The sequence below is a fragment of the Brevundimonas sp. NPDC090276 genome, assembly GCF_044772165.1.
GTDB lineage: Bacteria > Pseudomonadota > Alphaproteobacteria > Caulobacterales > Caulobacteraceae > Brevundimonas.
Map to the genome: position 1 here is coordinate 133,720 of NZ_JBIVYK010000002.1, position 24,576 is coordinate 158,295.

A 24,576-nucleotide genomic window follows, 5' to 3' on the forward strand; every position below is an offset into this window, starting at 1 on the left:
TGAACATGGTCCCGCGCCGGGCGGAGCGTCGTTTCCAGTGAGATGACCGGTCGTGGCGTGGGAGCCGGGCCTATGGCGGCGTTGATGATCCAGGGCTGCGGCTCGGACGTGGGCAAGTCGGTGCTGGTGGCGGGGCTGTGTCGGGTCTTCGCCAATCGTGGTCTGACGGTGCGGCCGTTCAAGCCGCAGAACATGTCCAACAACGCCGCCGTCACGGCGCCCGACGCCGAGGGGCGGGCGGGCGAGATCGGACGCGCCCAGGCGCTGCAGGCCGTCGCCTGCCGCACGCCGCCGACCGTGGACATGAACCCGGTCCTGTTGAAGCCGCAGAGCGACACGGGCGCCCAGCTGGTCGTGCGCGGTCGGGTCGAAGGGGTCTGGCAGGCAGCGGGCTATCAGGACCGCAAGGCGGCCTTGCTCGACACAGTGTTGGACAGCTTTCGTCGCCTGCGGGCCGAGGCTGATCTGGTGATCGTCGAAGGCGCGGGCAGTCCGGCCGAGACCAATCTGCGCGCCGGCGACATCGCCAACATGGGCTTCGCCCGGGCGGCTGACGTGCCGGTGGCCCTGGTGGGCGATATCGACCGTGGCCATGTCATCGCCGCCCTGGTCGGCGCTCACGCCGTGCTGGACGCGGCGGATCGGGCCGTGATCAAGGGCTTTCTGATCAACAAGTTCCGGGGCGATCCAGCTCTGTTCGATGAAGGTCGGGCCGAGATCGAACGGCGCACCGGCTGGTCCGATCTGGGCATGGCGCCTTGGCTGGTCGATGCGCGCAGTCTGCCGGCTGAGGACGCCGTGGTGCTGGAGCGGGCATCACTGGGCGGGCTCGGGCGACGGGTGCGGATCGCCGTGCCCATGCTGTCGCGCATCGCCAATTTCGACGACTTTGATCCGTTGCGGCACGAGCCCGGCGTGGACTTCGGCTTCGTGCCGCCGGGGCAGGCCCTGCCAGGCGATGCGGACCTGATCATCCTGCCGGGAACCAAGGCGACTCTGGCGGACCTGGCCTTCCTGCGGGCGCAGGGCTGGGACGTGGATATCGCCGCCCACGTGCGGCGCGGCGGTCGCGTGCTGGGGATCTGCGGCGGCTATCAGATGCTGGGCCGCCGCATCAGCGATCCCGATGGGGCCGAAGGCGCGCCCGGATCGGCTTCGGGCCTGGGCCTGCTGGACGTCGACACGGTGCTGGCGGGTGACAAGGTGTTGCGGCGCGTCGAAGGAGAGCTGACGGCGTCCAGGGCCTTGGTCGAAGGCTATGAAATCCACATCGGCGTAACCGAGGGGGTGGATACGGTGCGACCGTTCGCCCGGATCGACGGGCGATCGCACGGCGCGGTGTCGGCGGACGGGCGGATCAGCGGCGCCTATGTCCACGGCATTTTCGACCGGGCCGAGGCGCGCACAGCCCTGCTGGCGGAGCTGGGCGCGGTCAGCGACGGCGTTGATCAGGCATCGCGCGTCGATCAGGCGTTGGACCGGATCGCTGCGGTTCTGGAAACGCACTTCGACATTACGGCGCTGGGGCGTATCGCAGGGCTGACCTGAGCGTCCGGCGGTTTGATCCGGCGAGACAGGGCAGGGAGCCGGGGACGTCCCGGCGGCGGGCATTACGGCGGCGGCCCCGCTGCGAGCCGCCGCCCGCAGATCAGGTCAGGACGACGATCGTGACGCGACGATTTTGCGCCCGGCCTTCGGCGGTGTTGTTCGGCGCGATCGGCTTGGCCTCGCCGTAGGAGATGGTGGCCATGCGGTTCAGGGCGATACCCTGGTCGCTGAGGAAGCGACGAACCGCCTCGGCGCGAGCCTGACCCAGTTGCTCATTGTAGCGGGCGTCGCCGGAGGAGTCCGTATAGCCTTGGATTTCCAGATAGACGTTGCGGTTTTCGGCCTTCAGGCGCTGGACCAGTTCGGTCAGGCGCTGTTCGGCTTCGGGCGACAGGGCGTCGCGGTTGACCGGGAACTTCACCGAGTCATCCGACAGCACGACCTCGTACAGGAACTTGCCTTCGGCCAGCTTGTGGGCGGCGTTGGCGCGGGCCAGGGCCTCGCCGGCGGTGCCTTCGACCTGGGTCAGGTGATTGTCGACCTGGGTGACGCGTTCGTCGACCACGGCCACGTTGTCGCGCACGAAGCGATGGCTGGCGCACCCGCTGGCGGCCAGGCCGCCGATCAGCACAACGCTGGTCACGGCCACCGCTCGAGATGTCAATTTGATCAAGGTAAGTCTCCTTCGTGCCGGGGCGCTAATCCCGGATGTGCGCACGCAGAACCTGCCGGAACAGGAACAGCGCGGTAGAGACGCGTAGCGGAAGAAAAGGTGCCAGCTTAACCATAGAAAAAGTTCAAATATCTGCGTTTTTCGCTGTTCTCGTGCGTTGTATCCCGAGCGCCATGATCCTGACGCGAGTGGCTGATCCTTTGAAATGCTGGTCTCGAGCGACGAGATCGACTGCGGAATACATATGGCGATGCGATCTCTGGTTGAGATTCTGAAGCGGCGGGTCGAGCCTGAATGACGCGGCCGGATGCAGCCGCGCGCGCGCGCAGGCGTCGCGGCGCGCGGGCGATGACGATCGTGATCAGCATCGCCGCCCACCTTCTGGTTCTGGCCGTCATTCTGCTGGCGCCGGTCAAGACGCCGGTTTTCCCGCCCGAGTGGAAGGCGGTGGAGGTCGAACTGGTCGAGCCCCTGCCGCCGCCGCCCGCGCCGGAACCGGCGGAGCAAGAGGCCGGGGGCGGCAAGGCCGCCGCCGCTCCGACGCCCGAGCCGAAGCCGTCGCCTGCGCCCACGCCGGTGAAGACGCCCGCCAAGGCCGCGCCCGCGCCGGCCGCCCGGCCGACGCCGCGTCCCAGCCGTCCGGCGCCGCGCTCGCCGACGGTCGAGCCTGTGCCCATCTCCGCGCCGGCGCCCAGCGTCTCCTACGTTTTTCTCGGCGACAGCGCCCTGGCCGGAGCGATGACAGCGGGCGGCGGCGGCAGCGTGGGCAGTGGCGCCGGGACCGGGACGGGCACAGGCTCCGGCAGCGGTTCCGGGTCGGGGTCCGGCTCGGGGTCGGGCGGGGTCTGCAACATGGTCGAGCGGCTGCAGAACGCCCTGCGCGACGACCCGCGCATCCGGGCGCGTCTGACCGAGGCCTATCAGTCGTCCGGCGCGCGAGGCCGGGCCATCGTCATCTGGAACGGCGACTGGGTGTTGAGCCCCGGTCAGGACGGCAAGGGTCTGGCCGGCGTGCGTCAGGCCGTGGCCGTGGTGGTCGGCTTTTCCCCGCGCGAGTGCAAGTCGCAGACGGTGCGCGGCTATGTGGTGGTGACCCTCAGCGACGACCCCGGCGCGCCCAAGCTGGCGCTGGGGACCGGCCAGTGGCGCTGGTCGGACCTGCTGGGCGTCTAACAGGGCGCCTAATAAGGGGAAAGCTGTTCGGCGGCGGCGCGGCACAGGGTCTTGATCCACCGCCGCGCCGCCTTCAGTCGGGCCGTGCCGTGGACCTCGCGGTGGGTGCTGAGCCAGAAGCGACGCTCGATGAGCACGGCGTCGGGCAGGACACGCGTCAGCCCCTCGGCCAGGAAGCAGGGCAGAACGCCGATGCCTCCTCCCGCCGCGATCATGTCCCGCTGGGCCCGGATCGAGGATGAGGCCAGGCGCGGCCTCAGGTTGGGGCGGATCTCGTCCAGATAATGCAGCTCCGGTGCATAGATCAGGTCGTCGACGTAGCCGACGATGTCGAAGTTCGGCAGGTCGTCCACCCTGTCCGGCGCGCCATGCCGGGCCAGATGCTCCGGCGCGGCGTAGAGCGCCAACTGATAGGGTGTCAGCGGTTCGACGATCAGGCGCGGACTGGCGGCGGGGCTCAGGGTGATGGCCATGTCCACCTCGCGGCGGCTGGGCGACAGGAAGCCGGAACTGGCCGCCAGTTCGATATTCAGCCCCGGATGCGCCGCCAGCAGGTCGGGCAAGGCGGGGGCCAGGACGGCGCCGCCGAAGCCTTCCGAGGCGCTGATGCGCACGGTGCCGGCGATCAGGTCGGGCCGCGTCACGCGTTCGGCGGCCTCCATGGCGCTTTCGGCGTCCAGCGCCGTCTCCAGCAGTTGCGCCCCCGCCGCCGTCAGCAGCAGGCCGGACGCCGAGCGCACTACTAGGGTCGATTTCAGCGCCGTCTCCAGCCGCGCCACGCGCCGCCCGACCGTGGCCGCGTCGATGCCCAGCCGCTGCGCCGCCGTGGCCAGCGAGCCGGCGCGAGCGGCGGCGATGAAGATGCGGACGTCGTCCCAGTCGAACATTGCAGGAATGCACAGCATAGGATGCAAGATTGCAATGGGTGGTTCGGCGTCCGTCTGCTAGGCCATGATGAAACGAACAACGACATCACAGGGAAACGCCTCCATGCGCGACATTCGCCACTTCATCGACGGTGCGGCTTTCGACGGCGCATCGGGCCGTTTCGGCGACGTGTTCAACCCCAACACCGGCGAGGTTCAGGCCCGCGTCCAGCTGGCGACCGTCAGCGAGATGGATCGCGCGGTTCAGGCCGCCCAGGCCGCCTTTGAAGGCTGGTCCTCGACCAACCCGCAGCGCCGCGCCCGCGTCATGTTCGAGTTCAAGCGCCTGGTTGAGGCCAACATGAACGAGCTGGCCGAGCTGCTGTCCTCGGAACACGGCAAGGTCATCGCCGACTCCAAAGGCGATATTCAGCGCGGCCTGGAAGTTATTGAATTCGCTTGCGGCATCCCGCACGCGCTGAAGGGCGAATACACGCAAGGCGCGGGCCCCGGCATCGACGTCTATTCCATGCGCCAGCCGCTGGGCGTCGTGGCGGGCATCACCCCGTTCAACTTCCCCGGCATGATCCCGATGTGGATGTTCGGCATGGCGATCGCCGCCGGCAACACCTTCATCCTCAAGCCGTCGGAGCGCGATCCGTCGCTGCCGGTTCGTCTGGGCGAACTGATGATGGAAGCCGGGGCGCCCAAGGGCGTGCTGAACGTCGTGCACGGCGACAAGGTCGCTGTCGACGCCATCCTGACCCACCCCGACATCCACGCCGTCAGCTTCGTCGGCTCGTCCGACATTGCTCACTATGTCTATCAGATGGGCGCCCAGCACGGGAAACGCGTCCAGGCCATGGGCGGCGCCAAGAACCACGGCATCGTCCTGCCCGACGCCGACATGGATCAGGTGATCAAGGACCTGACCGGCGCGGCCTACGGCTCGGCCGGCGAACGCTGCATGGCCCTGCCGGTGGTGGTGCCGGTGGGTCAGCGCACCGCCGATGAACTGCGCGAGCGTCTGGTCTCGGAAATCCCCAACCTGCGCGTCGGCGTCTCGACCGACGCCGAGGCCCACTACGGCCCGGTCGTCACCCAGACCCACAAGGACAAGGTCCTGGGCTGGATCAACAAGGGCGTGGAAGAAGGCGCCGAACTGGTCGTCGATGGTCGCGAGTTCAGCCTGCAGGGCCACGAGAAGGGCTTCTTTATCGGCCCGTCGCTGTTCGACCACGTCAAGCCCGAGATGGAATCCTACAAGGAAGAGATCTTCGGCCCGGTGCTGCAGATCATGCGCGCCGCCAGCTTCGAGGAGGCGCTGAGCCTGCCGTCGAAGCATCAATACGGCAACGGCGTCGCCATCTTCACCCAGAACGGCCGCGCGGCCCGCGACTTCGCCGCCCGCGTCAACGTCGGCATGGTCGGCATCAACGTGCCGATCCCGGTGCCGGTGGCCTATCACTCGTTCGGCGGCTGGAAGCGTTCGGCCTTCGGCGACATCAACCAGCACGGCATGGAAGGTCTGCGCTTCTGGACCAAGACCAAGACCGTCACGGCCCGCTGGCCTGACAGCGAGCTGGAACACGCCGACAGCTCCTTCGTCATTCCGACGATGGGCTGATGAGACCGGAACCCGACCTCAGATCCTGAGGTCGGGTTTTTCTTTGCTCTAGCGCCGGATGGCCTCGAAGCCGCCGGTGAAGACGGCCTCCATGGCGTCGCAGATGGCGGCCATTTCCGAGGATTTGCACAGGCCGCCGGACAGGACGTCGATACGGCCGGTCTGGGCCAGCGACAGAGTCAGGGACCCTGACAGCAGGTGATAGAACCAGTAGATCTGGCGCGGCGGCGTCTCCGGCGCGATGCGCTTCAGCACGCCGATGAAGCGGTCGATCACCGGGTCGAAATGCTGGTGCATGGTGTCGCCGCCCCAGGCCGGTGTGTTGTTCACCTGGGCCACGAGCGCGGCGTAATTCAGCCAGGCCTTGTCGCCGTTATCGAACAGGATGAACAGCGGACGCAGGAAGGCGTCGATGGCGCCGCGCACGGTCATGGCGTCGCCGTGCTCGGCCTCATAGCGGTCCAGACTGTCGAGGCGCAGCTGGTTCACCACCTCGGCGCGGCGACCGAAGACGGTCGAGAACAGCCGGTTCTTGTCGTCGAAATAATAGTGCAGCAGGGCCGTATCGACGCCGGCCTCCTTGGCCACGGCCTTCAGGGTGACGCCGTGCAGGCCGTCGCGCGCGAACAGGGCCTCGGCCACGTCGAGGATGCGGGTCGTCGTCTCCTCGCGGCGCTGGGCCTTGGGCTTGGGCGGGGCTTTGGCTTTCGGCGTAGCCCTGGGGCGTGCCCTGGTCTCGGTGGCGGTCATCGCGCGACTTTAGCCGAGAACAGGGTTCGCAGGCGATCCCGCGCCCGCAGCAGCAGGATCAGCAGCTTCCCCTTGCGTCCATGGTGGTCCAGCGCCGCCTTCCACCAGCCTCGGCGAACTTCGCCGCCGGGCGTGTCGTTGAACACCATCCATGCGTCGTCGGCGGGGACGTAGGCGGGCCAGTCGGCGCCCGGAGCGCCCGTCCTGGCGAAGTCGATCCAGCGCTTGTGCATGGCGGCGCTGACGGCGCGGTCGGCCTCGGTCGCCGGCGGGGCGCCGTCGGGGCGGTGGTCAAGGGTCTCGAAGACGTGGAAAATCTCGGCGGCGTGGGCGGCGCGCAGCATGGTCTCGCGCCGGGCTTCCTCGACATAGTCAAAGGCGTAAAGCCAGGCCTTCGACTTGCGCGGACGCGACGCCACCCACCGCGCCGGGGCGGCGAAGGCGAAGTCGCGAAAGCCGAGGCGGATCAACTGCTCCTCGTCGCCATTGGCCTGCGGATAGAGGGCGGCCAGCCTGGCGTTCGGCTTGATCAACTGGCCGAAGCGTTTCAGTCCGCCGCCGTAGTTGAGCAGGGAATCCTCGCCGCTGTTGACCCCGATCATCAGCGGCACGTCGGCGAAGTCGCCGCGTGCGAAGGCGCTGATGGGGTCGTAATCCAGCAGCCGCCCGTCGATGACCGGACCAAAGGCGCCCTCGATCGCTGTCAGATGCTCGGGCGCGACGGCGCGCAGGGCGGTGGCGTCGGGGTTGGTCAGGCCAAGAGCAGTCGCCGCCGCCGCGCCGCGTTCCCGGGCTGTTTTCAGGGGCGTGGCGGGCAGCCAGCCGCCGCCGGACTGGACGATGCCCTTGTGGAACAGGCCGCGCGCTCGCCTGGCCGTCATCAGGGCCAGGATGTTGAGGCCCCCGGCGGATTCTCCGAACAGGGTGACGTTGGACGGGTCGCCGCCGAAGGCGCTGATGTGATCGCGCACCCATTCCAGCGCCGCGATCTGATCCTGCAGAGCCTGATTGCCCAGGGGGGCGTCGGGCGCGGCCTCCGCCGTCAAAGCGGGGTGGGCGAAGAAGCCGAGCTGGCCCAGGCGATAGTTGACGCTGACCAGCACCACGCCGTCGCGGGCGAAGGCGGCGCCGTCATAGAAGGGTAGGGAGCCGGCCCCCATCCGGTTCGATCCGCCATGCAGCCAGACCATGACCGGCGCGGGCGCGGCGGCTTCGGTGGGCGCCCAGACATTCAGGGTCAGGCAGTCTTCGCCGGTGGGTTCCGGCGCGCCGCCGATGGCGACGATGTCGGCCACGTCGGCGGGACCGGCCTGAGGGGCGGAGGGGCCGAACTCCGTCGCCTCGCGTACGCTCTCCCACGTCGGAACCGACTGCGGCGCCTTCCAGCGCAGCTCGCCCACTGGTGCCGCAGCATAGGGTACGCCCCGAAACACGTTCGCGGGGCCTTCGCGACGACCGCGCAGGTCGCCAGACGGGGTGCGCACGACGGGCGACGTCGCGGCCAGATTGATCTGATCCATAATTCCGTCCCTTGAGGCGCGATCTTCGCCGCGCTCGTTCATTTGAGAATGAACAACGCTCGCCCGACTGTCGAGCCGTTCGATGAAGTTTCATTCATGCAAGAATGAATGATGTTGACAGCGGGCCTGTTCGCGGACCACCGTCGGGCCAACACAGATCAGCGGCGACCAACGACCGCGCGTGGATGAGGAAACGAAAATGCGAACGACAGGACAGTTGCGTCTGGCGCTGATGACCAGCGTCTTCATCACGGCCTCGCTCTGCGCGGCGCCGACCCTTGCCCAGCAGGCGACAGAGACAGAGCAGGCCTCAAGCGTCGACGACATCGTCGTCACCGCCCGCCGCCGCGAGGAAAGCCTGAAGGACGTGCCGGTCGCCGTCACCGCCGTCAGCAGCGAGCGCCTGGAACAGACCGGCGCCGCTGACATTACCACCCTGCAGCAGCAGACCCCGAACGCCACGGTCCAGATCGCGCGCGGCACCAACTCGACCCTGACCAGCTTCATCCGCGGCGTCGGCCAGCAAGACCCGCTGTGGGGCTTTGAGCCGGGCGTCGGCCTCTATGTCGATGACGTCTATGTGGCCCGTCCGCAGGGCGCGGTGCTCGACATCTTCGACATCGAACGCCTGGAAGTCCTGCGCGGACCGCAGGGTACGCTGTACGGCCGCAATACCATCGGCGGCGCGATAAAATACGTGACCAAGCGTTTGGGTCAGGACCCGGAACTGACGCTCAAGGGCGCCTACGGCAGCTACAACCAGGTCGACCTGATCGCCTCGGGCTCGACCCCGCTGACCGACACCCTGCGCATCGGCGGCGCGGTCGCCCGCTACACCCGCGACGGTTATGGAACGAACCTGACCACAGGCGCCGAACACTACAACAAGGACGTCACGGCGGGGCGTCTGAGCGTCGAATGGACGCCGACCGACGACCTCTTCTTCCGTCTGGCGGGCGACATCACCCAGGACGATTCCAACGCCCGTCACGGCTATCGCCTGAAGGCCCCCAGCCCGAGCAGCGTCTATGACACCTGGGCTGGCATCGGCGACGACGGCTATGTCCGCACGCGCGGCCTGTCCTTTACCGGCGAGTGGAATGTCAACGACGCCCTGACCTTCAAATCGGTCACGGCCTGGCGCGACGGCGACACCAAGGGCGATGGCATCGACTTCGACGGTCTGCCGCAGCCCATCCTCGACATTCCGGGCTACTACGCCGACAGCCAGTTCACCCAGGAGTTCCAGCTGCTGTTCGAAGGCGAGCGCTGGCAGGGCGTGGCGGGCCTCTTCTACATGGACGCCTCGGCCGAGGGCGCGTTCGACACTGTCATCGGGCTCTACCCCAGCATGGGCCCGGGCCTGCCTGCCGGTCTGACGACCTTCACCGGCGGCAAGGTGGACACCGAGAGCTTCGCCGTCTTCGCCGACTTCAGCTACGATCTGACGGACCAGCTGTCGCTGTCAGTCGGCGGCCGCTGGACCCAGGACAAGAAGAGCGTCGACCAGCTCCGCCAGAACTATCTGGGCATCAAGAGCCCCTTCTTCGGCAACAGCGCGGCCATCCCGGCGGGACGCCCCTCGACCGACTACACCAACTCGGACACCTATTCGGAGTTCACGCCCCGGATCAGCGCCAGCTACAAGTTCACGCCGGAACTGACGGGCTACGCTTCTTACGGGCGGGGCTTCAAGTCGGGCGGGTTCGACATGCGCGGCGACGCCTCCCTCTACCCCGAGACGATTGACGGCTATCAGCCGGAACTGGTCGACACCTACGAAATCGGGCTGAAGGGTTCGCTGCTGGACCGTCGGATCAACTTCGCCACGGCCCTGTTCAAGTCGGAATATACCGACCAGCAGATCACCTCGCAGTTCTTCATCCCGCCCGCCTCGGTTGTCAGCTTTGTCGACAATGCGGGCTCCAGCGAGATCTGGGGCTGGGAGCTGGAGGCCAGCGCGCGGGTCACTGACAGCTTCATCCCGCGTCTGACGCTCGGCTACCTGGACGCCAAGTTCAATGAGTTCGTCACCTTCAACCCGCTGACCGGCAAGCGGGAGAACATGGCCGACCAGCGTCACTTCCAGAACACGCCCGATTGGACCGCCAATATCGCGCTGCCATACAGTGTCGATCTGGGCGATCGCGGCTCGCTCATCTTCACCCCGATGGCGTCCTATCGCGGCGCGACCCAGATGTTCGAGACGCCGATCCCGTTGCTCGATCAAGGATCGTACTGGCTGTACGACGCGACCCTGATGTGGACCGCGCCGGACGCTCGCTACCGCGTCAGCTTGGCCGGTCGGAACCTGGGCGACGAGCGCTATCGCGCCGGCGGGTACAACTTCCCGGGCGCCATCACCGGCGATTCCGTCATTGGCTTCTACGGTGCACCGCGCACCGTGACGCTGAGCGTGACCGCCAACTTCTAGGGTTTCCAGCCCCGGAAAAACTGAAGCCCCGCCGGTCCGCCCGGCGGGGTTTTCTTTGGCCGCTAGCTGAGGGTGTAGGGGATGACGCCGCGCACATTGTCCGGCACGCGCAGGGTTCGGTCGATGGGCGGGAAGGCCCGCTGGGCGCAGTCGGTGCGCTCGCAGATGCGGCAGCTGACGCCCATGCGGGTGGGCGGGCCGTTCAGGTCGAGGCCCGCCGCATAGACCAGCTGATCCGCATGCTCGATCTCGCAGCCGAGGCCGAGCGCATAGCGACGATCGGGCTCCAGATAGGACCCGCCCGGCTTGGACACGCTCTTGGCGATGCAGATGTAGCGCGAGCCGTCCGGCATCTCCGACAGGTTGACCAGGATGCGGTCCGGCGCGCCGAAGGCCTCGTGCACGTTCCAAAGGGGGCAGGCGCCGCCGAAGCGGGCGAACTGGAAGCGCGTGGCGCTGTGCCGCTTGGTGATGTTCCCGGCCATATCCACCCGCGCGAAATAGAAGGGCACGCCGCGCCAGCCGGGCCTCTGCAGTGTCGAAAGCCGGTGGCAGACCTGTTCGAAGCTGACGTGGAAGCGGTTCCTCAACCGGTCGACGTCGTGACGCAGTTCGCGCGCCACCTCGAGGAAGCGGCGATAGGGCAGCAGCAGGGCCCCCGCCGCATAGTTGGCCAGACCGACCCGGCAGACATCGCGGGCGGCGGGAATGTCGAAGGCGGCGCGGTCCAGTTCGTGGTCGATCAGGTCGTGGAAGCGCAGAAGCACCAGCTGGTGCGCCATCAGGAAGGACCGCGTCGCGCCGGGCAGGCTGGCGTCGACATAGAGGATGCGCGCCGCCGGATCGAAGCGCCGCATGGCCCCGCGCCCTTCGCCGGTGGCCAGCCGCACGCCGCACAGGTCGTTCAACGCCGCCTCCAGATCGCGCTCGGGGTGGCCGCCGACGCCGAGGCCCAACTGCTCCGCCAGCGCCTCCGCCGCCTGATCCAGAACGTCGATGTAGTTGTCGCGATAGTGGAAGAAGTCGCGCACGGCTTCATAGGGCAGGGCGGGGGCTGCTTGCGCCCGCTCATCGCGACCCAGGGTCTCGTTCAGCGTCTTCAGCCGCTCGTCCAGTCGGCGATAGTCCTGATGCAGGGCCAGGAACTGTCGCGCCAGCCGGGGGGTGGTTGTCACCGCCTGCTTCAGTTCGACGGCGGAAGGCGCCTCGGCGTGACCGGCGACGTCGGTGACCGCCTCGCGCAGGTCGGCGATCAGGCGGGCGTCGCCGTCCAGATCGAACAGGCTGGCGTCCACGTCGAAGGCGCGCGTCAGGGCGATCAGAACCCGCGCCGTCGCCGGGCGTTGATTGGTCTCGATCTGCGACAGGTAGCTGGGCGACAGGGCCAGCCGCCCGGCGCAGGCTTCCAGCGTCCAGCCGCGCGCCTCGCGCAGCTTGCGCACCTTGGCCCCGAGATAGAGTTTTTCCGCCATCGCAACTTTGCAAAACAGCCCATCGACCTTGGCAGGCTTACGCACTTACGCCCCTTTTGCAAAGTTGCGATTGCCTTTTTGCAACGAAGCGGCTTGGTGATCACGAAAGATTTCAGGGAGTCGCCCAAACCATGAGCCAGGCCATCCTCGAGGAACTCGAGCGCCGTCGCGCCGCCGCCAAAATGGGCGGTGGTCTGAAGCGCATCGAGAGCCAGCACGCCAAGGGCAAGCTGACCGCGCGCGAACGGATCGAAGTCCTGCTGGACGAAGGCAGCTTCGAAGAGACCGACATGTTCGTGGAGCACCGCAGCCACGACTTCGGCATGGACCAGCAGCGCATTCCGGGCGACGGCGTCGTCACCGGACGCGGCACCATCGGCGGTCGTCTGGTCTATGTCTTCTCCAAGGACTTCACCGTCTTCGGCGGCTCGCTGTCGGGCGCCCACGCGGCCAAGATCGTCAAGATTCAGAAGATGGCCCTGACGGCCGGCGCGCCGATCATCGGCCTGTTCGACGCCGGCGGCGCCCGTATTCAGGAAGGGGTGGAGAGCCTCGCCGGTTACGCCGACATCTTCCTGCAGAACACGCTCGCCAGCGGCGTCATCCCGCAGATCTCGGTCATCATGGGCCCGTGCGCGGGCGGCGACGTCTATTCGCCCGCCATCACCGACTTCATCTTCATGGTGAAGGACACGTCCTACATGTACGTGACCGGCCCGGACGTGGTGAAGACCGTCACCAACGAGGTCGTCAGCCACGAGGACCTGGGCGGCGCCCGCGTTCACGCCGGCAAGTCGGGGGTCGCCGACGGCGCCTTCGAGAATGATCTGGAGGCCCTGTCCGAGGTTCGCCGCCTGATCGGCTTCCTGCCCCTGTCGAACCGCGAAAAGCCGCCGGTCCGCGACAGCTATGACGAGGCGGATCGCGACGAGGCGTCGCTGGACACCCTGGTCCCGACCAATCCGAACCAGCCCTACGACATGAAGGAGCTGATCCTGAAGACGGTCGACGAGGCCGACTTCTTCGAGATCGGCGCTGACTTCGCCAAGAACATCATCTGCGGCTTCGGTCGTCTGGACGGCCAGAGCGTCGGCATCGTCGCCAACCAGCCTCAGGTTCTGGCGGGCGTGCTGGATATCGACAGCAGCCGCAAGGCCGCGCGCTTCGTCCGCTTCTGTGACGCCTTCCACATCCCGCTGGTGACGCTGGTGGACGTGCCGGGTTTCATGCCGGGCACCAAGCAGGAGTACGGTGCCCTGATCAAGCACGGCGCCAAGCTGCTGTTCGCCTATGCCGAGGCCACCGTGCCCAAGCTGACGGTCATCACGCGCAAGGCCTACGGCGGCGCCTATGACGTCATGAGCTCCAAGCACCTGCGCGGCGACGTCAACTACGCCTGGCCCACCGCCGAGATCGCGGTCATGGGCGCCAAGGGGGCGGTCGAGATCATCTTCCGCAAGGAGGCCGGCGACCCCGAGGCCCTGGCGGCGCGCGAGGCCGAGTACAAGGAACGCTTCGCCAACCCCTTCGTGGCGGCCGGTCTGGGCTACATCGACGACGTCATCATGCCCCACGGCACGCGCCGCCGCCTGATCAAGGCCCTGCGCACACTGAAGAACAAGACCCAGGAAAATCCCTGGAAGAAGCACGACAACATTCCCCTGTAAGGCCCAGAAATGTTCAAGAAAATTCTGATCGCCAACCGGGGCGAGATCGCGGTTCGCATCATCAAGACCTGCCGCAAGATGGGCATCAAGACGGTGCTGGTCTATTCGGACGCCGACGCTGGTTCGCTGGCCTGCGAGATGGCCGACGAGACCATCCACATCGGGCCGTCGCCCGCCGCCCAATCCTATCTGATCCAGGACAAGATCGTGGACGCGGTCCGTCAGTCGGGCGCCGAGGCGGTTCACCCGGGCTTTGGCTTCCTGTCGGAAAACCCGGTCTTTGCGCGTCGTCTGGAGGCCGAGGGCATCACCTTCATCGGCCCGAACCCGCACGCCATCGAGGCTATGGGCGACAAGATCACGTCCAAGAAGTTCGCGGCTGAAGCGGGCGTCTCGACCGTGCCGGGTCACATGGGCCTGATTGAATCGACCGAAGAGGCGGTGAAGATCGCCAATGAGATCGGCTATCCGGTCATGATCAAGGCCAGCGCCGGCGGCGGCGGCAAGGGCATTCGTGTCGCCCATTCCGACGCCGACATGGCCGAGGGCTTCGCCGCGGTGAAGGCCGAGGCCCTGACCGCCTTCGGCGACGACCGGGTCTTCCTCGAGAAGTTCATCGTCAATCCGCGCCACATCGAGATTCAGGTGCTGGGCGACAAGCACGGCAACATCGTCTCGCTGTTCGACCGCGAATGCTCGATCCAGCGCCGCAACCAGAAGGTCATCGAAGAGGCGCCGTCGCCCCTGCTGGACGACGCGACGCGCAAGGCCATGGGCGATCAGGCCGTGGCCCTGGCGCGGGCCGTGAACTATGACTCGGCGGGCACGGTCGAGTTCGTGGCCGGTCAGGACCGCAGCTTCTACTTCCTGGAAATGAACACCCGTCTGCAGGTCGAGCATCCGGTGACGGAGTTGATCACCGGCGTCGATCTGGTCGAACAGATGATCCGTTCGGCGGCGGGCGAGACCATGGGCTTCAAGCAGGAAGACCTGTCGATCAACGGCTGGGCCATCGAAAGCCGCATCTACGCCGAGGACCCCTATCGCGGCTTCCTGCCGTCTATCGGTCGTCTGGTGCGCTATGAGCAGCCGGAAGAAGGTGATCAGGGCGACTACACCGTCCGCAACGATTCCGGCGTCCGCGAGGGCGACGAGATCAGCATGTTCTACGACCCCATGATCGCCAAGCTGTGCGCCTGGGGCGAGACCCGCGACGCCGCCGTCGAGGGCATGGCCCGCGCGCTGGAAGACACCCACCTGTCGGGTCTGGGCCACAACGTGCCCTTCCTGTCGGCGGTGATGGATCAGGAGCGCTTCAAGTCGGGCCAGCTGTCGACCAGCTACATCAAGGACGAGTTCCCCGACGGCTTCCGCGGTCTGGAACCCAGCGAGGCGCAGAAGGACATCTTCATCACCGTGGCCGCGGCGATGAACGAGGTCCTGGCCGAGCAGGCGGGCGATCCGTCGGAGCGCACCGACTGGACCGTGCTGATCGACCGCGAGGCCCACGACGTGTCGCTGTCCTATGACGAGGCCGAGGATCTGGTCATCTCGCTGGAGGAGCGCGACCTGACCCTGTCGGAAATCGACTGGCGTCCGGGCATGGCCCAGTTCCGCGCCGTGCTCGACGACGAGCCCTTCACCGTCGAGGTGAAGCGCGCACCGGACGGCTTCGACATTCGCCACCGGGCGGCCAAGGCGCGTGTGCGCGTCCTGACGCCGCGCGCCGCCGACATGTATCAGCGCCTGCCTGAAAAGGTCGCCGCCGACACCTCGAAACTGGTGCTGTCGCCCATGCCGGGTCTGGTCGTCGACATCCCCGTGACGGTCGGCCAGGAGGTCAAGTCGGGCGAGACCGTCGCCATCATCGAAGCCATGAAGATGCAGAACATCCTCAAGGCCGAGCGTGACGGCGTGGTGAAGGCGGTCGGCGCCAAGGCCGGCGATCCGGTCGCCGCCGACGACGTGCTGGTGGAGTTTGCGTAAATGACGACCTTTCCCACGCCGAGCCCGCTGGAATGGCGGGAACAGGCCGAGAAGGCGCTGAAGGGGCGGGCGATCGAAAGCCTGCTTCACCTCGACGCCGACGGCCTGATCATCCGGCCGCTCTATGCCGACGCAACCGGGGTGCAGGCGCTTCGCGCGCCGCGCACCACGGACGCCGAGGGGCGGGCGTGGGACCTGCGCACCCTGGTCGAGGGCGACGAGGCGGCGGCGATCAACGCCGCTGTCCTGACCGACCTTGAAAACGGCGCCGCCTCGGTGGTGCTGAAGGGGGCTTTCACGACGGACGAGACGACGCTGGCTGCTGCGCTGGACGGCGTGGCTCTGGAACTGGCGCCGGTGGCGCTGGACGCGGGCTTTGACGGCGTGAAGGCCGCCGAGGCTCTGGCGGCTGTGGCCAAGGGTTCGCCCCGCGCCCAGCTGCAATTTCACCTCGACCCGATCTCGGCCTATGCCGAGGCCGCTGAAGGCGACATCGACGCCGCTGTGACCGAGGCGGCTGAGGCCGCCGCGCGTCTGGCCGGGACCTATCCTGACGCCAAACTCTTCCTCGCCTCGGGCCGCGTGGTGCATGAGGCCGGCGGATCGGCGGGACAGGAACTGGCCTTCGCCGCCGCCAGCGCCGTCGCCTATGTCAAGGCCGCCGTCCTGGCGGGCCTGGGCACCGAGCAGGCGCTGAAGGGCGTGGTCCTTGGCGTCTCGGTCGATGCTGAATATTTCGACGCCCTGGCCAAGGTGCGGGCCATGCGCCTGATCTGGGCCAGCGTCAGCAAAGCCTTTGGCCATGAGGTGCCGGCTGTCATCGAGGCCCGCTCGTCGCGGCGGATGCTGTCCGCGCGCGATCCCTGGCCCAACCTGTTGCGTCTGACCGCCGCCGGTTTCGCGGGGGCCGTGGGCGGCGCCGACGTGGTGGTGCTGGACGCCTTCACCCGCGCCGAGGGCCGTCCCGACGCCTTTGCCCGGCGTCAGGCCCGCAACACCCAGCTGGTGCTGATGGAAGAAGCCAATCTGGGCCGGGTCGATGATCCCGCAGCCGGGTCCTGGTTCCTGGACAGCCGCACCCGCGATCTGGCCGAGGCGGGCTGGAAGGAGTTCCAGTCCATCGAAGCCGAAGGCGGCGTGGTCGACGCCTTGAAGCACCACCTGATCCAGCCGCGCGTCGAACGCGCGCGCGGTCAGCTGGAGGCTGCGCTGAAGGACGGCGCCCGCCACATGGTCGGCGTCACTAAATATGTCGATCCCGATCCGCGCCCGGCCCCGGTCGAGGTTGCCGATCCCGCCTTCGTCCCGGTGCGCCACGGCGCCCTGACCCCGGTGCGCTTCGCCGCGCCCTTTGAGATCGCGTCCGAGGAGGCCGCCCAATGAGCTTCCCCGACTTCTCCAAGGTGAACCTCGACCTGACCGCGACGGGTGAAGGCCCGAGCCGCGATCCCTGGCTGACGCCCGAAGGCCTGACGGTCGAAACCGCCTATGGTCCCGAGGCGCTGGACGGTCTGGACGCCATCCACGGCCTGCCGGGTTTCGCCCCCTATATGCGCGGTCCCTATCCGACCATGTACGCGGGCAATCCGTGGACCATCCGCCAGTACGCGGGCTTCTCGACCGCCGAGGAGTCCAACGCCTTCTATCGTCGCAACCTGGCGGCTGGTCAGAAGGGGCTGTCGATCGCCTTCGATCTGGCCACCCACCGTGGCTATGACAGCGACCATCCCAGGGTAAAGGGCGACGTCGGCATGGCCGGCGTGGCCATCGATAGCATTCTGGACATGCGGACCCTGTTCGACGGCATCCCGCTGGATCAGATGTCAGTGTCCATGACCATGAACGGCGCCGTCCTGCCGATCCTGGCCCTCTATGTCGTCGCCGCCGAAGAGCAGGGCGTGCCGCACGCCGCCCTGACCGGAACCATTCAGAACGACATTCTGAAGGAGTTCATGGTCCGCAACACCTACATCTATCCGCCCGAGCCCTCGATGCGGATCATCTCGGACATCTTCGCCTGGACCGCGCAGGAGACGCCGAAGTTCAACTCCATCTCCATCTCCGGCTATCACATGCAGGAGGCCGGGGCCTCGGCCGAGATCGAGCTGGCCTATACGCTGTCGGACGGGCTGGAATACATCAAGGCGGGCGTCGACGCCGGGATGGACGTGGACCGGTTCGCGCCGCGCCTGTCCTTCTTCTGGGCTATCGGCATGAACTACTTCATGGAGGTGGCCAAGATGCGGGCCGGCCGCCTGTTGTGGGCCGAAAAGGTCGCCGAGAAGTTCTCGCCCCGGGACCAGCGCTCCCTGTCGCTGCGCACCCACTGCCAGACCTCGGGCTGGAGCCTCGCCGCGCAGGACGTGTTCAACAACGTGTCGCGCACCATGGTCGAGGCCATGGCGGCGGCGGGCGGTCAGACCCAGAGCCTGCACACCAACGCCCTGGACGAAGCCCTGGCCCTGCCGACCGACTTCTCGGCCCGGATCGCGCGCAACACCCAGATCCTGCTGCAGATGGAGACGGGCCTGACCCGCACCATCGACCCCTGGGGCGGCAGCTTCTACGTCGAGCGCCTGACGCATGATCTGGCCAACCGCGCCCGCGCCCTGATGGACGAGGTCGAGACGGCGGGCGGCATGGCCAAGGCCATCGAGGCAGGCATTCCCAAGCTCCGCATCGAAGAAGCGGCGGCTAAGACCCAGGCCCGCATCGACACCGGTCAGCAGACCGTGGTCGGGGTGAACCGCTATCTGAACGACACGCCCGACGACATTCCGATGCTGAAGGTCGACAACGCCGCCGTTCTGGCCGCCCAGATCGACAAGCTGAAGAAGCTGCGCGCCGAGCGCGATCAGGCCGCGACCGACGCCGCGCTGGAAGCTCTGACCGCAGGCGCGCGTGGGAACGCCAACCTGCTGGAGCTGGCGGTTCAGGCCGCCCGCGCCAAGGCGACGGTGGGTGAGATCTCCGACGCGCTGGAGGCCGCCTTCGGCCGCCACATCGCCACGGTGAAGACCGTCTCGGGCGTCTATGGCAAGGAGGCGGGCAATGATCCCAAGGTTGCCCGCGCCCGCGACATGGTCGCGACCTTTGTGGAAAACGACGGCGGTCCGCCGCGCATCCTGATCGCCAAACTGGGCCAGGACGGCCACGACAGGGGCCAGAAGGTCGTCGCCACCGGCTATGGCGATATCGGCTTCGACGTCACCGCCGGTTCGCTGTTCCAGACGCCCGCCGAGGCCGCCAAGGATGCGGTCGAGAAGAACGTCCACGCGGTCGGCGCGTCGTCGCTGGCGGCGGGACATTTGACGCTGGCGCCCGAACTGATCGCCGAACTGGCCAAGCTGGGCCGACCGGACATCATGGTGGTGGTCGGCGGCGTCATTCCGCCGTCGGACGTACAGCCCCTGCTCGATATGGGCGCGGCGGCGGTCTATCCGCCCGGATCGGTGATCGCCGACACGGCGGCGGACCTGATCGAGAAACTGAACCAGCGTCTGGGCTATGCCCAACCGGCGCCCGCGGAGACCAAGTGATGATCGGCAATCTGAACCACGTCGGCGTCGCTACGCCCTCGATCGCGGACTCGATCAAGCTGTATCGCGACATCCTGGGCGCGACGAAGATCGGCGAGCCGTTCGACCTGCCGGCCCAGGGGGTGAAGGTCTGCTTCATCGATACGCCCACGGCCCAGATCGAACTGATCGAGCCCTATGACGAGACCAGCCCCATCACCGGCTTCCTGGCCAAGAACCCCAAGGGCGGCCAGCACCACGTCTGCTTCGAGGTGGCCGACATCCACGACGCCATCGCCGAGATGCGCGCCAAGGGCGTGACCATCCTGGGCACCGGCGAACCCCGCATTGGCGCCCACGGCACCCCGGTCGTCTTCCTGCATCCCAAGGAGATGGGCGGAGTCCTGATCGAGCTGATGGAAACGCCGAAAGAGGCGCACTGACAGTCAAAAGGCCCGGTCGATGACCGGGCCTTTTTCATTTCGTCAGAACAGGATCTTGCGCAGGCTGATGCGGAAGGTCCGGCCCAGCGGGTCCAGATAGTCGGGCTGATAGGCGTCAGGCGTCACGCCTAGGCCGTTTCGCACGTCCAGCTTCTGATCGAAGATATTGTCGATGCCGACGCTGACGCGCGCGCCCTTCAGCCACGGATACTTGGCCACCCAGGTCTGACGCGACGACAGGTCGGCGAACAGATTCAGGTTCACCGTCGTCAGGTCCGAGAAGGTCAGGTCGCTGGCGTCGTCGCTGCCGTTGATCCGCGTGGACTCCTTCCAGTTGGCGTTCAGAAAGCCGCCCATGCCGCTCTTGAACAGGCCCATCTGGAACTGGACCTCGTTGCGCGATTGGCCGCCGCGCGCCCCGATGGCGGCGCCGTCCAACAGGTCCAGCACCGGCAGGCCGTCGCGGATCGTGATCTCATCCTGGATGCGATAGGTGTGATACAGCGAGACGTTGAAGCGGCCCTGGCCGGGTTGCATGGCCGGGCCGCGTCCGCCGCGACCGCCGCCGCCCATCTGCATCCGCATCCCGCCGCCGGGCGGAGGACCGCCCGCGCCGCCGCCGGGGGGCGGGCCGCCTTCGACGCGCATGGTGGCTTGACCGCCGCCGCCAGGGCCACGCTGGCCCATCCGCGCCGCCGCCGCCGGATCGGGCTTGCCGAACGGGGTCGAGAAGTTGAGGCCCCAGCGGATTTCCTGCTGCTCGGCCTTCTGGAAATTCAGCGGACGGGCGTCGATCGACAGCAGATTGCCGTCCAGGTCGCGCTCGAAGCGCTCAGGCAGGGCCGCTTCCAGTTCCGGGGTGATGGTCGGGAAGGCGGCGATGGAGCCCTCGACCTCGGTGCGGCTGTAGTTGGCCGTCAGCCGCAAATCCTTGTCCTTCAGCGGCGTCAGGTTGAAGCCCAGCTTCAGGATGCGCTTGGTTTCCTCGGACAGGCCGGGGTTGCCGCCTTCGACGCGGGTGATGTTGACCGACTCCCCCTTCAGGAAGTCATAGACCGGCACGTTCGCGGTCGAGATAGTCGGGTCGTTCAGTTGCGACATCGACGGGGCGTTCTGCTCGTCGCTCCAACTGACGTTGAAGTTGATCGGGCTCCAGGGCGACCAGTTCAGGCCCAGGGTATAGGCGCTCAGGCCGCCGAAGTCGGACAGGTCCTGATAGGCCAGGTTCAGGTTGGCCGACAGGTCGCCCAGTCCGCCCAGGACCTCGCGGTCGCGGCTGGCGATCGGCAGGTTGAAGTTGCCCGAGGCGCTGGTCCGGTCTCGCGACAGGGAACGCTCGGAGAAGACGCTGGTCTGTTGATCCGCATCATAACGCAGGCTCTCAGAATCCAGCGTCTGGGTGTCGAAGCCGACCTTGAAGGTTGAGGTCAGGGCGCCCGCGGGCGCCTCCCAGGCGGTGCCGTTGATGACGCCTTCGAGGTTGCCGCTGCTGGACACGGACCGGGCGGTGTCGAAGGGCAGGCGCGGCAACAGGTCCACATCGCCGAACGGGTCGATCAGGCCCGCCGTCACCCCGTCCTGCAGCGCGTCCTTGTCCAGCCCGCGCCCGGTGCGGGTCTTGGTCTCGGTGCGGTCATAGCCGCCGGTCAGCGTCCAGCGCCAGTCGCCCAGGTAGCCGTCCACCAGGGCCCCGACCTTGCCTGCCAGGGTGTCGGTGGTGCGCGACAGGGCGTCGGGCGCGTTCAGATAGAGTTGTTGCGCGACGGCGGACGGCGGCACGATCAGGCTGACGCCCGGCAGGCCCTGCCAGGCCAGTCGCGACGTGTCCTCCAGGCTGGCGCTCAGCGTCAGGGCGGTGGTGTCGTTCAGGTCGCGCACCAGCGACCCGGCGACGGACGCCTGCTCCTGCCTGGGCAGGATGGTCCGGTAGGCGGTCGGGGCGCCGTCGCTGCGCTGAATGTCGCGCTCGGTCTCGAACAGGGCGGTGTCGTTTTCGTACTCGAGGTCCAGCGTCGTGCGCTGCTTGCCGGCGATGCGCAGGATGTTGCTTTCCAGATCGCTGACCGTGCGCCCGCCCTCGTCCGGGCGGCGGACGCTGGCCTGCATGGTCAGCGAGCGGAAGTTGGCCTTCAGCACGAAGTTCACCACCCGCTGGTCGGCGCTGTAACCGTAGGAGAGGGCGGTTTCCTCGGGCAGGATCTCGGTGCGTTCGATGGCCTCAGGCGGGATGCCGCGTATCTCCTGGAAGCCCGAGATGCGTCGGCCGTTGACCAGGAAGACCGGCGAGCCGCCACGCGAACTGCGCGTCACCGGCTCCAGCAGGGTCATCAGCTCCTGGATGCTGCTGGCGCCGTAGGCCTTCAGCTGTTCCTCATCCAGCACCAGTTCCGGTTCATAGTCGCCCAGGGCCGCGCCTCGGCGTTTGGTCGAGACGGCCTGGATCTCGCCCAGATCATAGGCTTCCTGATCGTTGATGGCGGGGGTGGCGGGCGTCTGGGTCTGCGGCGCGACCGCGGGCGTCGTCTCCGCATTGGGATCGAGCGAGGCGAGAGCGAGAAGCAGAACGACGGGCGACATGAAGAGTCCTGGCTAGACCGAAAGCTTGGGTGTCGATCTGCTTGAAGACCGATGTGCGCCGAATAATGGCGACATGGGCTCTGTCAGATTAACAGCCTGTAATGACGCGGAAATGTCACGGCGGGCTCGACAGCTATCTAACGAACGAAGGGGCGGCGTCCGTCGCACGCCGCCCCTTCTTTTTTCGACTTCGATGAAATCAGAAGCGGGCGCGGACGCCCACGACCAGGTTGCGGCCCCGTTGCGGCGCGGTCTCGGCCAGGAAGGAGGCGTGGTTCAGCGCCAGTTCGTCCAGCAGGTTGGTCCCGCGCAGGAAGACCTGCGACTTCACCCCGTCCAGTTCCACGTCATAGGCCACGGTGGCGTTGACCATGTTGTAGCCCGGCGTCTCGCTTTCGAAGGCGGCGATGTCATTCTGCTTGAAGGTGCGGCTGTATTCGACGTCGCCCGACCAGGGCCCGGCGAAGGCCTCGGCGCGGACGCCGACGCGGGCGGCGGGGATGCGGGGCAGGTTGCCGCCGTCGCCCTTCAGCTCGCCGCGCACATAGTCGCCGAACACCGTGGCCGACAGCCAAGGGGTCAACTGCTGACGCACCTCGCCTTCCAGACCGGTGAAGGTCGCGTCGGCCTGGCTGTACTGGATCAGGCGGAAGTCCTCGAACTGATCCAGGGTCCGGGCGAAGATGTAGTCGTCATAGACGTAGTGATAGGCGCTGACCGAGGCGGTGGTGGAACCCGCCGTCTTGCGCAGGGTCAGCTCCAGGGCGTTGGCGGTTTCGACATCCAGGCCGCTGTCGCCCATCTCATAGGTGTTGGTGGCCAGGTGGACGCCGTCGGCATAAAGCTCCTGTGCCGAGGGGGCGCGTTGCGAACGCGACAGCGACACCGCGCCCGACCAGCCGGGCATGAAGTGCCAGACCGCCGATCCCGAGATCGAGAAGGGCTTGTGCTCGGCGTCGGGCAGGCCGAGGGCCGAGGCCTCCTGCCACTCCTGACGCAGGGCGCCTTCCAGGTGCCAGTCGCCCAGCTCGTACTCCTCCATCACGAACAGGCCGGTGTTCTTGGTCGTGCTGGGGGCCAGGAAGCTCTCCTCGCCGACGGCGGCGAAATCGCTCTTGCTTAACTGCAGGCCGACCACGCCCTTGAAGCCGGCGATCTCGCGGTGCTGGGCTTCGATGCGACCGTCGTAGCCCTCGTTGGTGAAGGTGGTCGAAACGACACCTTCCTCCAGTTCCTGATGCTGATAGTCGGTGTAGCCGGCGCGCAGACGCACGTTCTCGATGCCGGGCAGGGGATCGCTCAGTTCGCCGCGCAGGTCGACGCGGCGGCTCTTCAGCCGGACCTCGGGCACGCCGTGGTCGTGATCGTGCTCCTCGCCTTCCTCATGATCGTGCCCGTCATGGTCATGATCGTCGTGACCACCGCAATGCAGGTGGTCGCCGTGGGGGTGGCAGCCTTCGTATTCATGGGTGTGACCCGCCAGACCATAGCGGCTGGTCTGTTCGGTATAGGCCGCGCCCAGATAGCCGCGCGAACCTATATATGAGGCGCCCAGCGTCGCGGTCGAGGTCTCATTGTAGGAGCCGTCCAGGCGCGGTTCGTTCCAGTCGGGGACCTTGTAGTCGTCGGCCTTGCGCGCGGCCGCTTCAAGGCGGACGGCGAAGTTGCCGGCGCCGACCGTGGCGCCGACCACGCCGGCTTCCTCGTTGTCGACCGAACCGCGACGGTATTCGACCACGGCCTCGCCGCCGTTGGCCGGCACGCGGGTGGGAATCTTCTTGTCCAGCAGGTTGACCGCCCCGCCGATGGCGCCGCCGCCATAGAGCAGGGCCGAGGGGCCGCGCAGGATCTCGATGCCTTCCAGCAGCAGGGGCTCGCCGGAGATGGCGTGGTCAGGCGAGACTTCCGAGGCGTCCATGAGGCCCGCGCCTTCGCTCAGAACCTTGACCCGCGGGGCGGCCTGACCGCGCACCACCGGACGGCTGGCGCCGCCGCCGAAGGTGTCGGAGTTGACGCCGGGAATGCCGCTGAGGGTGTCGCCGAGGGTCGACTGGCGACGGTGAACCAGTTCGTCGCCGCTCAGCAGGGCGACGTGCGAGCCGACATCATCGCCGGCTCGGCCCAGCGGCAAGGCGCGGACCACGACGTCGGCGATCTCGGTCGGCTCGTCCTGATGCGCTGTCTGGATGATGTCATCAGCCGCGAAGGCGGAAGTCGAGAGGGCGGCGGCCCCGGCGGCGGTCAGCAGGAAGGTTTGAAGTCGCAAGGCACGCATCCCCGTTACAATGTCGCGAGCTTGATATGTTATAGTGTATCACTGCG

The 24,576-nt window shown here is 67.3% G+C and carries 16 protein-coding genes; 9 read left to right on the forward strand and 7 right to left on the reverse strand.

The features are described 5' to 3' along the window. Positions 1–72: 72 nt before the first annotated feature. Complete coding sequence (locus tag ACIQTU_RS06440) at positions 73–1,548, forward strand: cobyric acid synthase (RefSeq protein ID WP_400544082.1); 1,476 nt, start codon at positions 73–75, stop codon at positions 1,546–1,548. 100 nt (positions 1,549–1,648) lie between these two features. Here ACIQTU_RS06440 and ACIQTU_RS06445 read toward each other — a convergent pair whose 3' ends face one another. Continuing rightward, complete coding sequence (locus ACIQTU_RS06445) at positions 1,649–2,221, reverse strand: OmpA family protein (protein ID WP_400544085.1); 573 nt, start codon at positions 2,219–2,221, stop codon at positions 1,649–1,651. Between the two features lie 348 nt (positions 2,222–2,569). Between ACIQTU_RS06445 and ACIQTU_RS06450 the strand changes: the two genes are divergently transcribed. Then, the gene (locus tag ACIQTU_RS06450; protein WP_400544088.1) at positions 2,570–3,394 is read left to right on the forward strand and encodes a hypothetical protein; all 825 of its coding nucleotides are present in this window, start codon (positions 2,570–2,572) and stop codon (positions 3,392–3,394) included. 8 nt (positions 3,395–3,402) lie between these two features. On the opposite strand, the gene ACIQTU_RS06455 is transcribed toward ACIQTU_RS06450, so the two are convergent. Then, the gene (locus tag ACIQTU_RS06455) at positions 3,403–4,281 is read right to left on the reverse strand and encodes a LysR family transcriptional regulator (RefSeq protein ID WP_400544091.1); all 879 of its coding nucleotides are present in this window, start codon (positions 4,279–4,281) and stop codon (positions 3,403–3,405) included. Positions 4,282–4,384: 103 nt separating this feature from the next. Here ACIQTU_RS06455 and ACIQTU_RS06460 point away from each other — a divergent pair, with 103 nt between their 5' ends. Next, positions 4,385–5,887, forward strand: coding sequence for a CoA-acylating methylmalonate-semialdehyde dehydrogenase (locus ACIQTU_RS06460; protein ID WP_300195607.1), 1,503 nt, complete (start codon positions 4,385–4,387; stop codon positions 5,885–5,887). A 48-nt stretch (positions 5,888–5,935) separates the two neighbouring features. Here the strand turns inward: ACIQTU_RS06460 and ACIQTU_RS06465 are convergent, their stop codons facing one another. Both ACIQTU_RS06465 and ACIQTU_RS06470 read right to left on the reverse strand, forming a co-directional pair. Then, complete coding sequence (locus tag ACIQTU_RS06465) at positions 5,936–6,637, reverse strand: TetR/AcrR family transcriptional regulator (RefSeq protein WP_400544094.1); 702 nt, start codon at positions 6,635–6,637, stop codon at positions 5,936–5,938. Continuing rightward, complete coding sequence (locus ACIQTU_RS06470; protein WP_400544097.1) at positions 6,634–8,157, reverse strand: carboxylesterase/lipase family protein; 1,524 nt, start codon at positions 8,155–8,157, stop codon at positions 6,634–6,636. Before ACIQTU_RS06470 ends, ACIQTU_RS06465 begins: the two co-directional genes overlap by 4 nt. Before the next feature lie 199 nt (positions 8,158–8,356). On the opposite strand from ACIQTU_RS06470, the gene ACIQTU_RS06475 reads away from it, so the two are divergent. Beyond that, positions 8,357–10,591 (forward strand): TonB-dependent receptor, encoded by a 2,235-nt coding sequence (locus tag ACIQTU_RS06475; protein ID WP_400544100.1) that lies wholly within the window; start codon positions 8,357–8,359, stop codon positions 10,589–10,591. 62 nt (positions 10,592–10,653) lie between these two features. On the opposite strand, the gene ACIQTU_RS06480 is transcribed toward ACIQTU_RS06475, so the two are convergent. Beyond that, on the reverse strand, positions 10,654–12,063 hold the full coding sequence (locus ACIQTU_RS06480; protein ID WP_400544103.1) for a short-chain fatty acyl-CoA regulator family protein: 1,410 nt from the start codon (positions 12,061–12,063) through the stop codon (positions 10,654–10,656). A 131-nt stretch (positions 12,064–12,194) separates the two neighbouring features. Between ACIQTU_RS06480 and ACIQTU_RS06485 the strand changes: the two genes are divergently transcribed. The 5 genes from ACIQTU_RS06485 to mce are packed head-to-tail and all read left to right on the forward strand — an operon-like array spanning position 12,195 to position 19,677. Then, positions 12,195–13,730, forward strand: a complete 1,536-nt coding sequence (locus ACIQTU_RS06485) for an acyl-CoA carboxylase subunit beta (protein WP_400544105.1) — start codon at positions 12,195–12,197, stop codon at positions 13,728–13,730. Between the two features lie 9 nt (positions 13,731–13,739). Continuing rightward, the gene (locus ACIQTU_RS06490; protein ID WP_400544108.1) at positions 13,740–15,716 is read left to right on the forward strand and encodes an acetyl-CoA carboxylase biotin carboxylase subunit; all 1,977 of its coding nucleotides are present in this window, start codon (positions 13,740–13,742) and stop codon (positions 15,714–15,716) included. Further along, on the forward strand, positions 15,717–17,099 hold the full coding sequence (locus ACIQTU_RS06495) for a methylmalonyl-CoA mutase family protein (protein WP_400544111.1): 1,383 nt from the start codon (positions 15,717–15,719) through the stop codon (positions 17,097–17,099). Further along, positions 17,096–19,255 (forward strand): methylmalonyl-CoA mutase, encoded by a 2,160-nt coding sequence (gene scpA, locus ACIQTU_RS06500; protein ID WP_400544114.1) that lies wholly within the window; start codon positions 17,096–17,098, stop codon positions 19,253–19,255. Before ACIQTU_RS06495 ends, scpA begins: the two co-directional genes overlap by 4 nt. Then, on the forward strand, positions 19,255–19,677 hold the full coding sequence (gene mce, locus ACIQTU_RS06505) for a methylmalonyl-CoA epimerase (RefSeq protein ID WP_400544117.1): 423 nt from the start codon (positions 19,255–19,257) through the stop codon (positions 19,675–19,677). The genes scpA and mce overlap by 1 nt, the downstream gene beginning before the upstream one ends. A gap of 42 nt (positions 19,678–19,719) precedes the next feature. Here mce and ACIQTU_RS06510 read toward each other — a convergent pair whose 3' ends face one another. Continuing rightward, positions 19,720–22,254: a TonB-dependent receptor gene (locus ACIQTU_RS06510; protein WP_400544120.1), complete on the reverse strand. Its 2,535-nt coding sequence runs from the start codon at positions 22,252–22,254 to the stop codon at positions 19,720–19,722. A 199-nt stretch (positions 22,255–22,453) separates the two neighbouring features. Continuing rightward, entirely contained in the window at positions 22,454–24,529 is a 2,076-nt protein-coding gene (locus ACIQTU_RS06515) for a TonB-dependent receptor domain-containing protein (RefSeq protein WP_400544123.1), read from the reverse strand. Between the last annotated feature and the right edge of the window lie 47 nt (positions 24,530–24,576).

Coding starts and splice junctions, on each gene's coding strand:
- ACIQTU_RS06465 (WP_400544094.1), bottom strand. CDS start 6,637: ATGACCGCCACCGAGACCAGGGCACGCCCCAGGGCTACGCCGAAAGCC.
- ACIQTU_RS06495 (WP_400544111.1), top strand. CDS start 15,717: ATGACGACCTTTCCCACGCCGAGCCCGCTGGAATGGCGGGAACAGGCC.
- ACIQTU_RS06450 (WP_400544088.1), top strand. CDS start 2,570: ATGACGATCGTGATCAGCATCGCCGCCCACCTTCTGGTTCTGGCCGTC.
- ACIQTU_RS06460 (WP_300195607.1), top strand. CDS start 4,385: ATGCGCGACATTCGCCACTTCATCGACGGTGCGGCTTTCGACGGCGCA.
- ACIQTU_RS06480 (WP_400544103.1), bottom strand. CDS start 12,063: ATGGCGGAAAAACTCTATCTCGGGGCCAAGGTGCGCAAGCTGCGCGAG.
- ACIQTU_RS06455 (WP_400544091.1), bottom strand. CDS start 4,281: ATGTTCGACTGGGACGACGTCCGCATCTTCATCGCCGCCGCTCGCGCC.
- ACIQTU_RS06510 (WP_400544120.1), bottom strand. CDS start 22,254: ATGTCGCCCGTCGTTCTGCTTCTCGCTCTCGCCTCGCTCGATCCCAAT.
- scpA (WP_400544114.1), top strand. CDS start 17,096: ATGAGCTTCCCCGACTTCTCCAAGGTGAACCTCGACCTGACCGCGACG.
- mce (WP_400544117.1), top strand. CDS start 19,255: ATGATCGGCAATCTGAACCACGTCGGCGTCGCTACGCCCTCGATCGCG.
- ACIQTU_RS06485 (WP_400544105.1), top strand. CDS start 12,195: ATGAGCCAGGCCATCCTCGAGGAACTCGAGCGCCGTCGCGCCGCCGCC.
- ACIQTU_RS06490 (WP_400544108.1), top strand. CDS start 13,740: ATGTTCAAGAAAATTCTGATCGCCAACCGGGGCGAGATCGCGGTTCGC.
- ACIQTU_RS06470 (WP_400544097.1), bottom strand. CDS start 8,157: ATGGATCAGATCAATCTGGCCGCGACGTCGCCCGTCGTGCGCACCCCG.
- ACIQTU_RS06475 (WP_400544100.1), top strand. CDS start 8,357: ATGCGAACGACAGGACAGTTGCGTCTGGCGCTGATGACCAGCGTCTTC.
- ACIQTU_RS06440 (WP_400544082.1), top strand. CDS start 73: ATGGCGGCGTTGATGATCCAGGGCTGCGGCTCGGACGTGGGCAAGTCG.
- ACIQTU_RS06515 (WP_400544123.1), bottom strand. CDS start 24,529: ATGCGTGCCTTGCGACTTCAAACCTTCCTGCTGACCGCCGCCGGGGCC.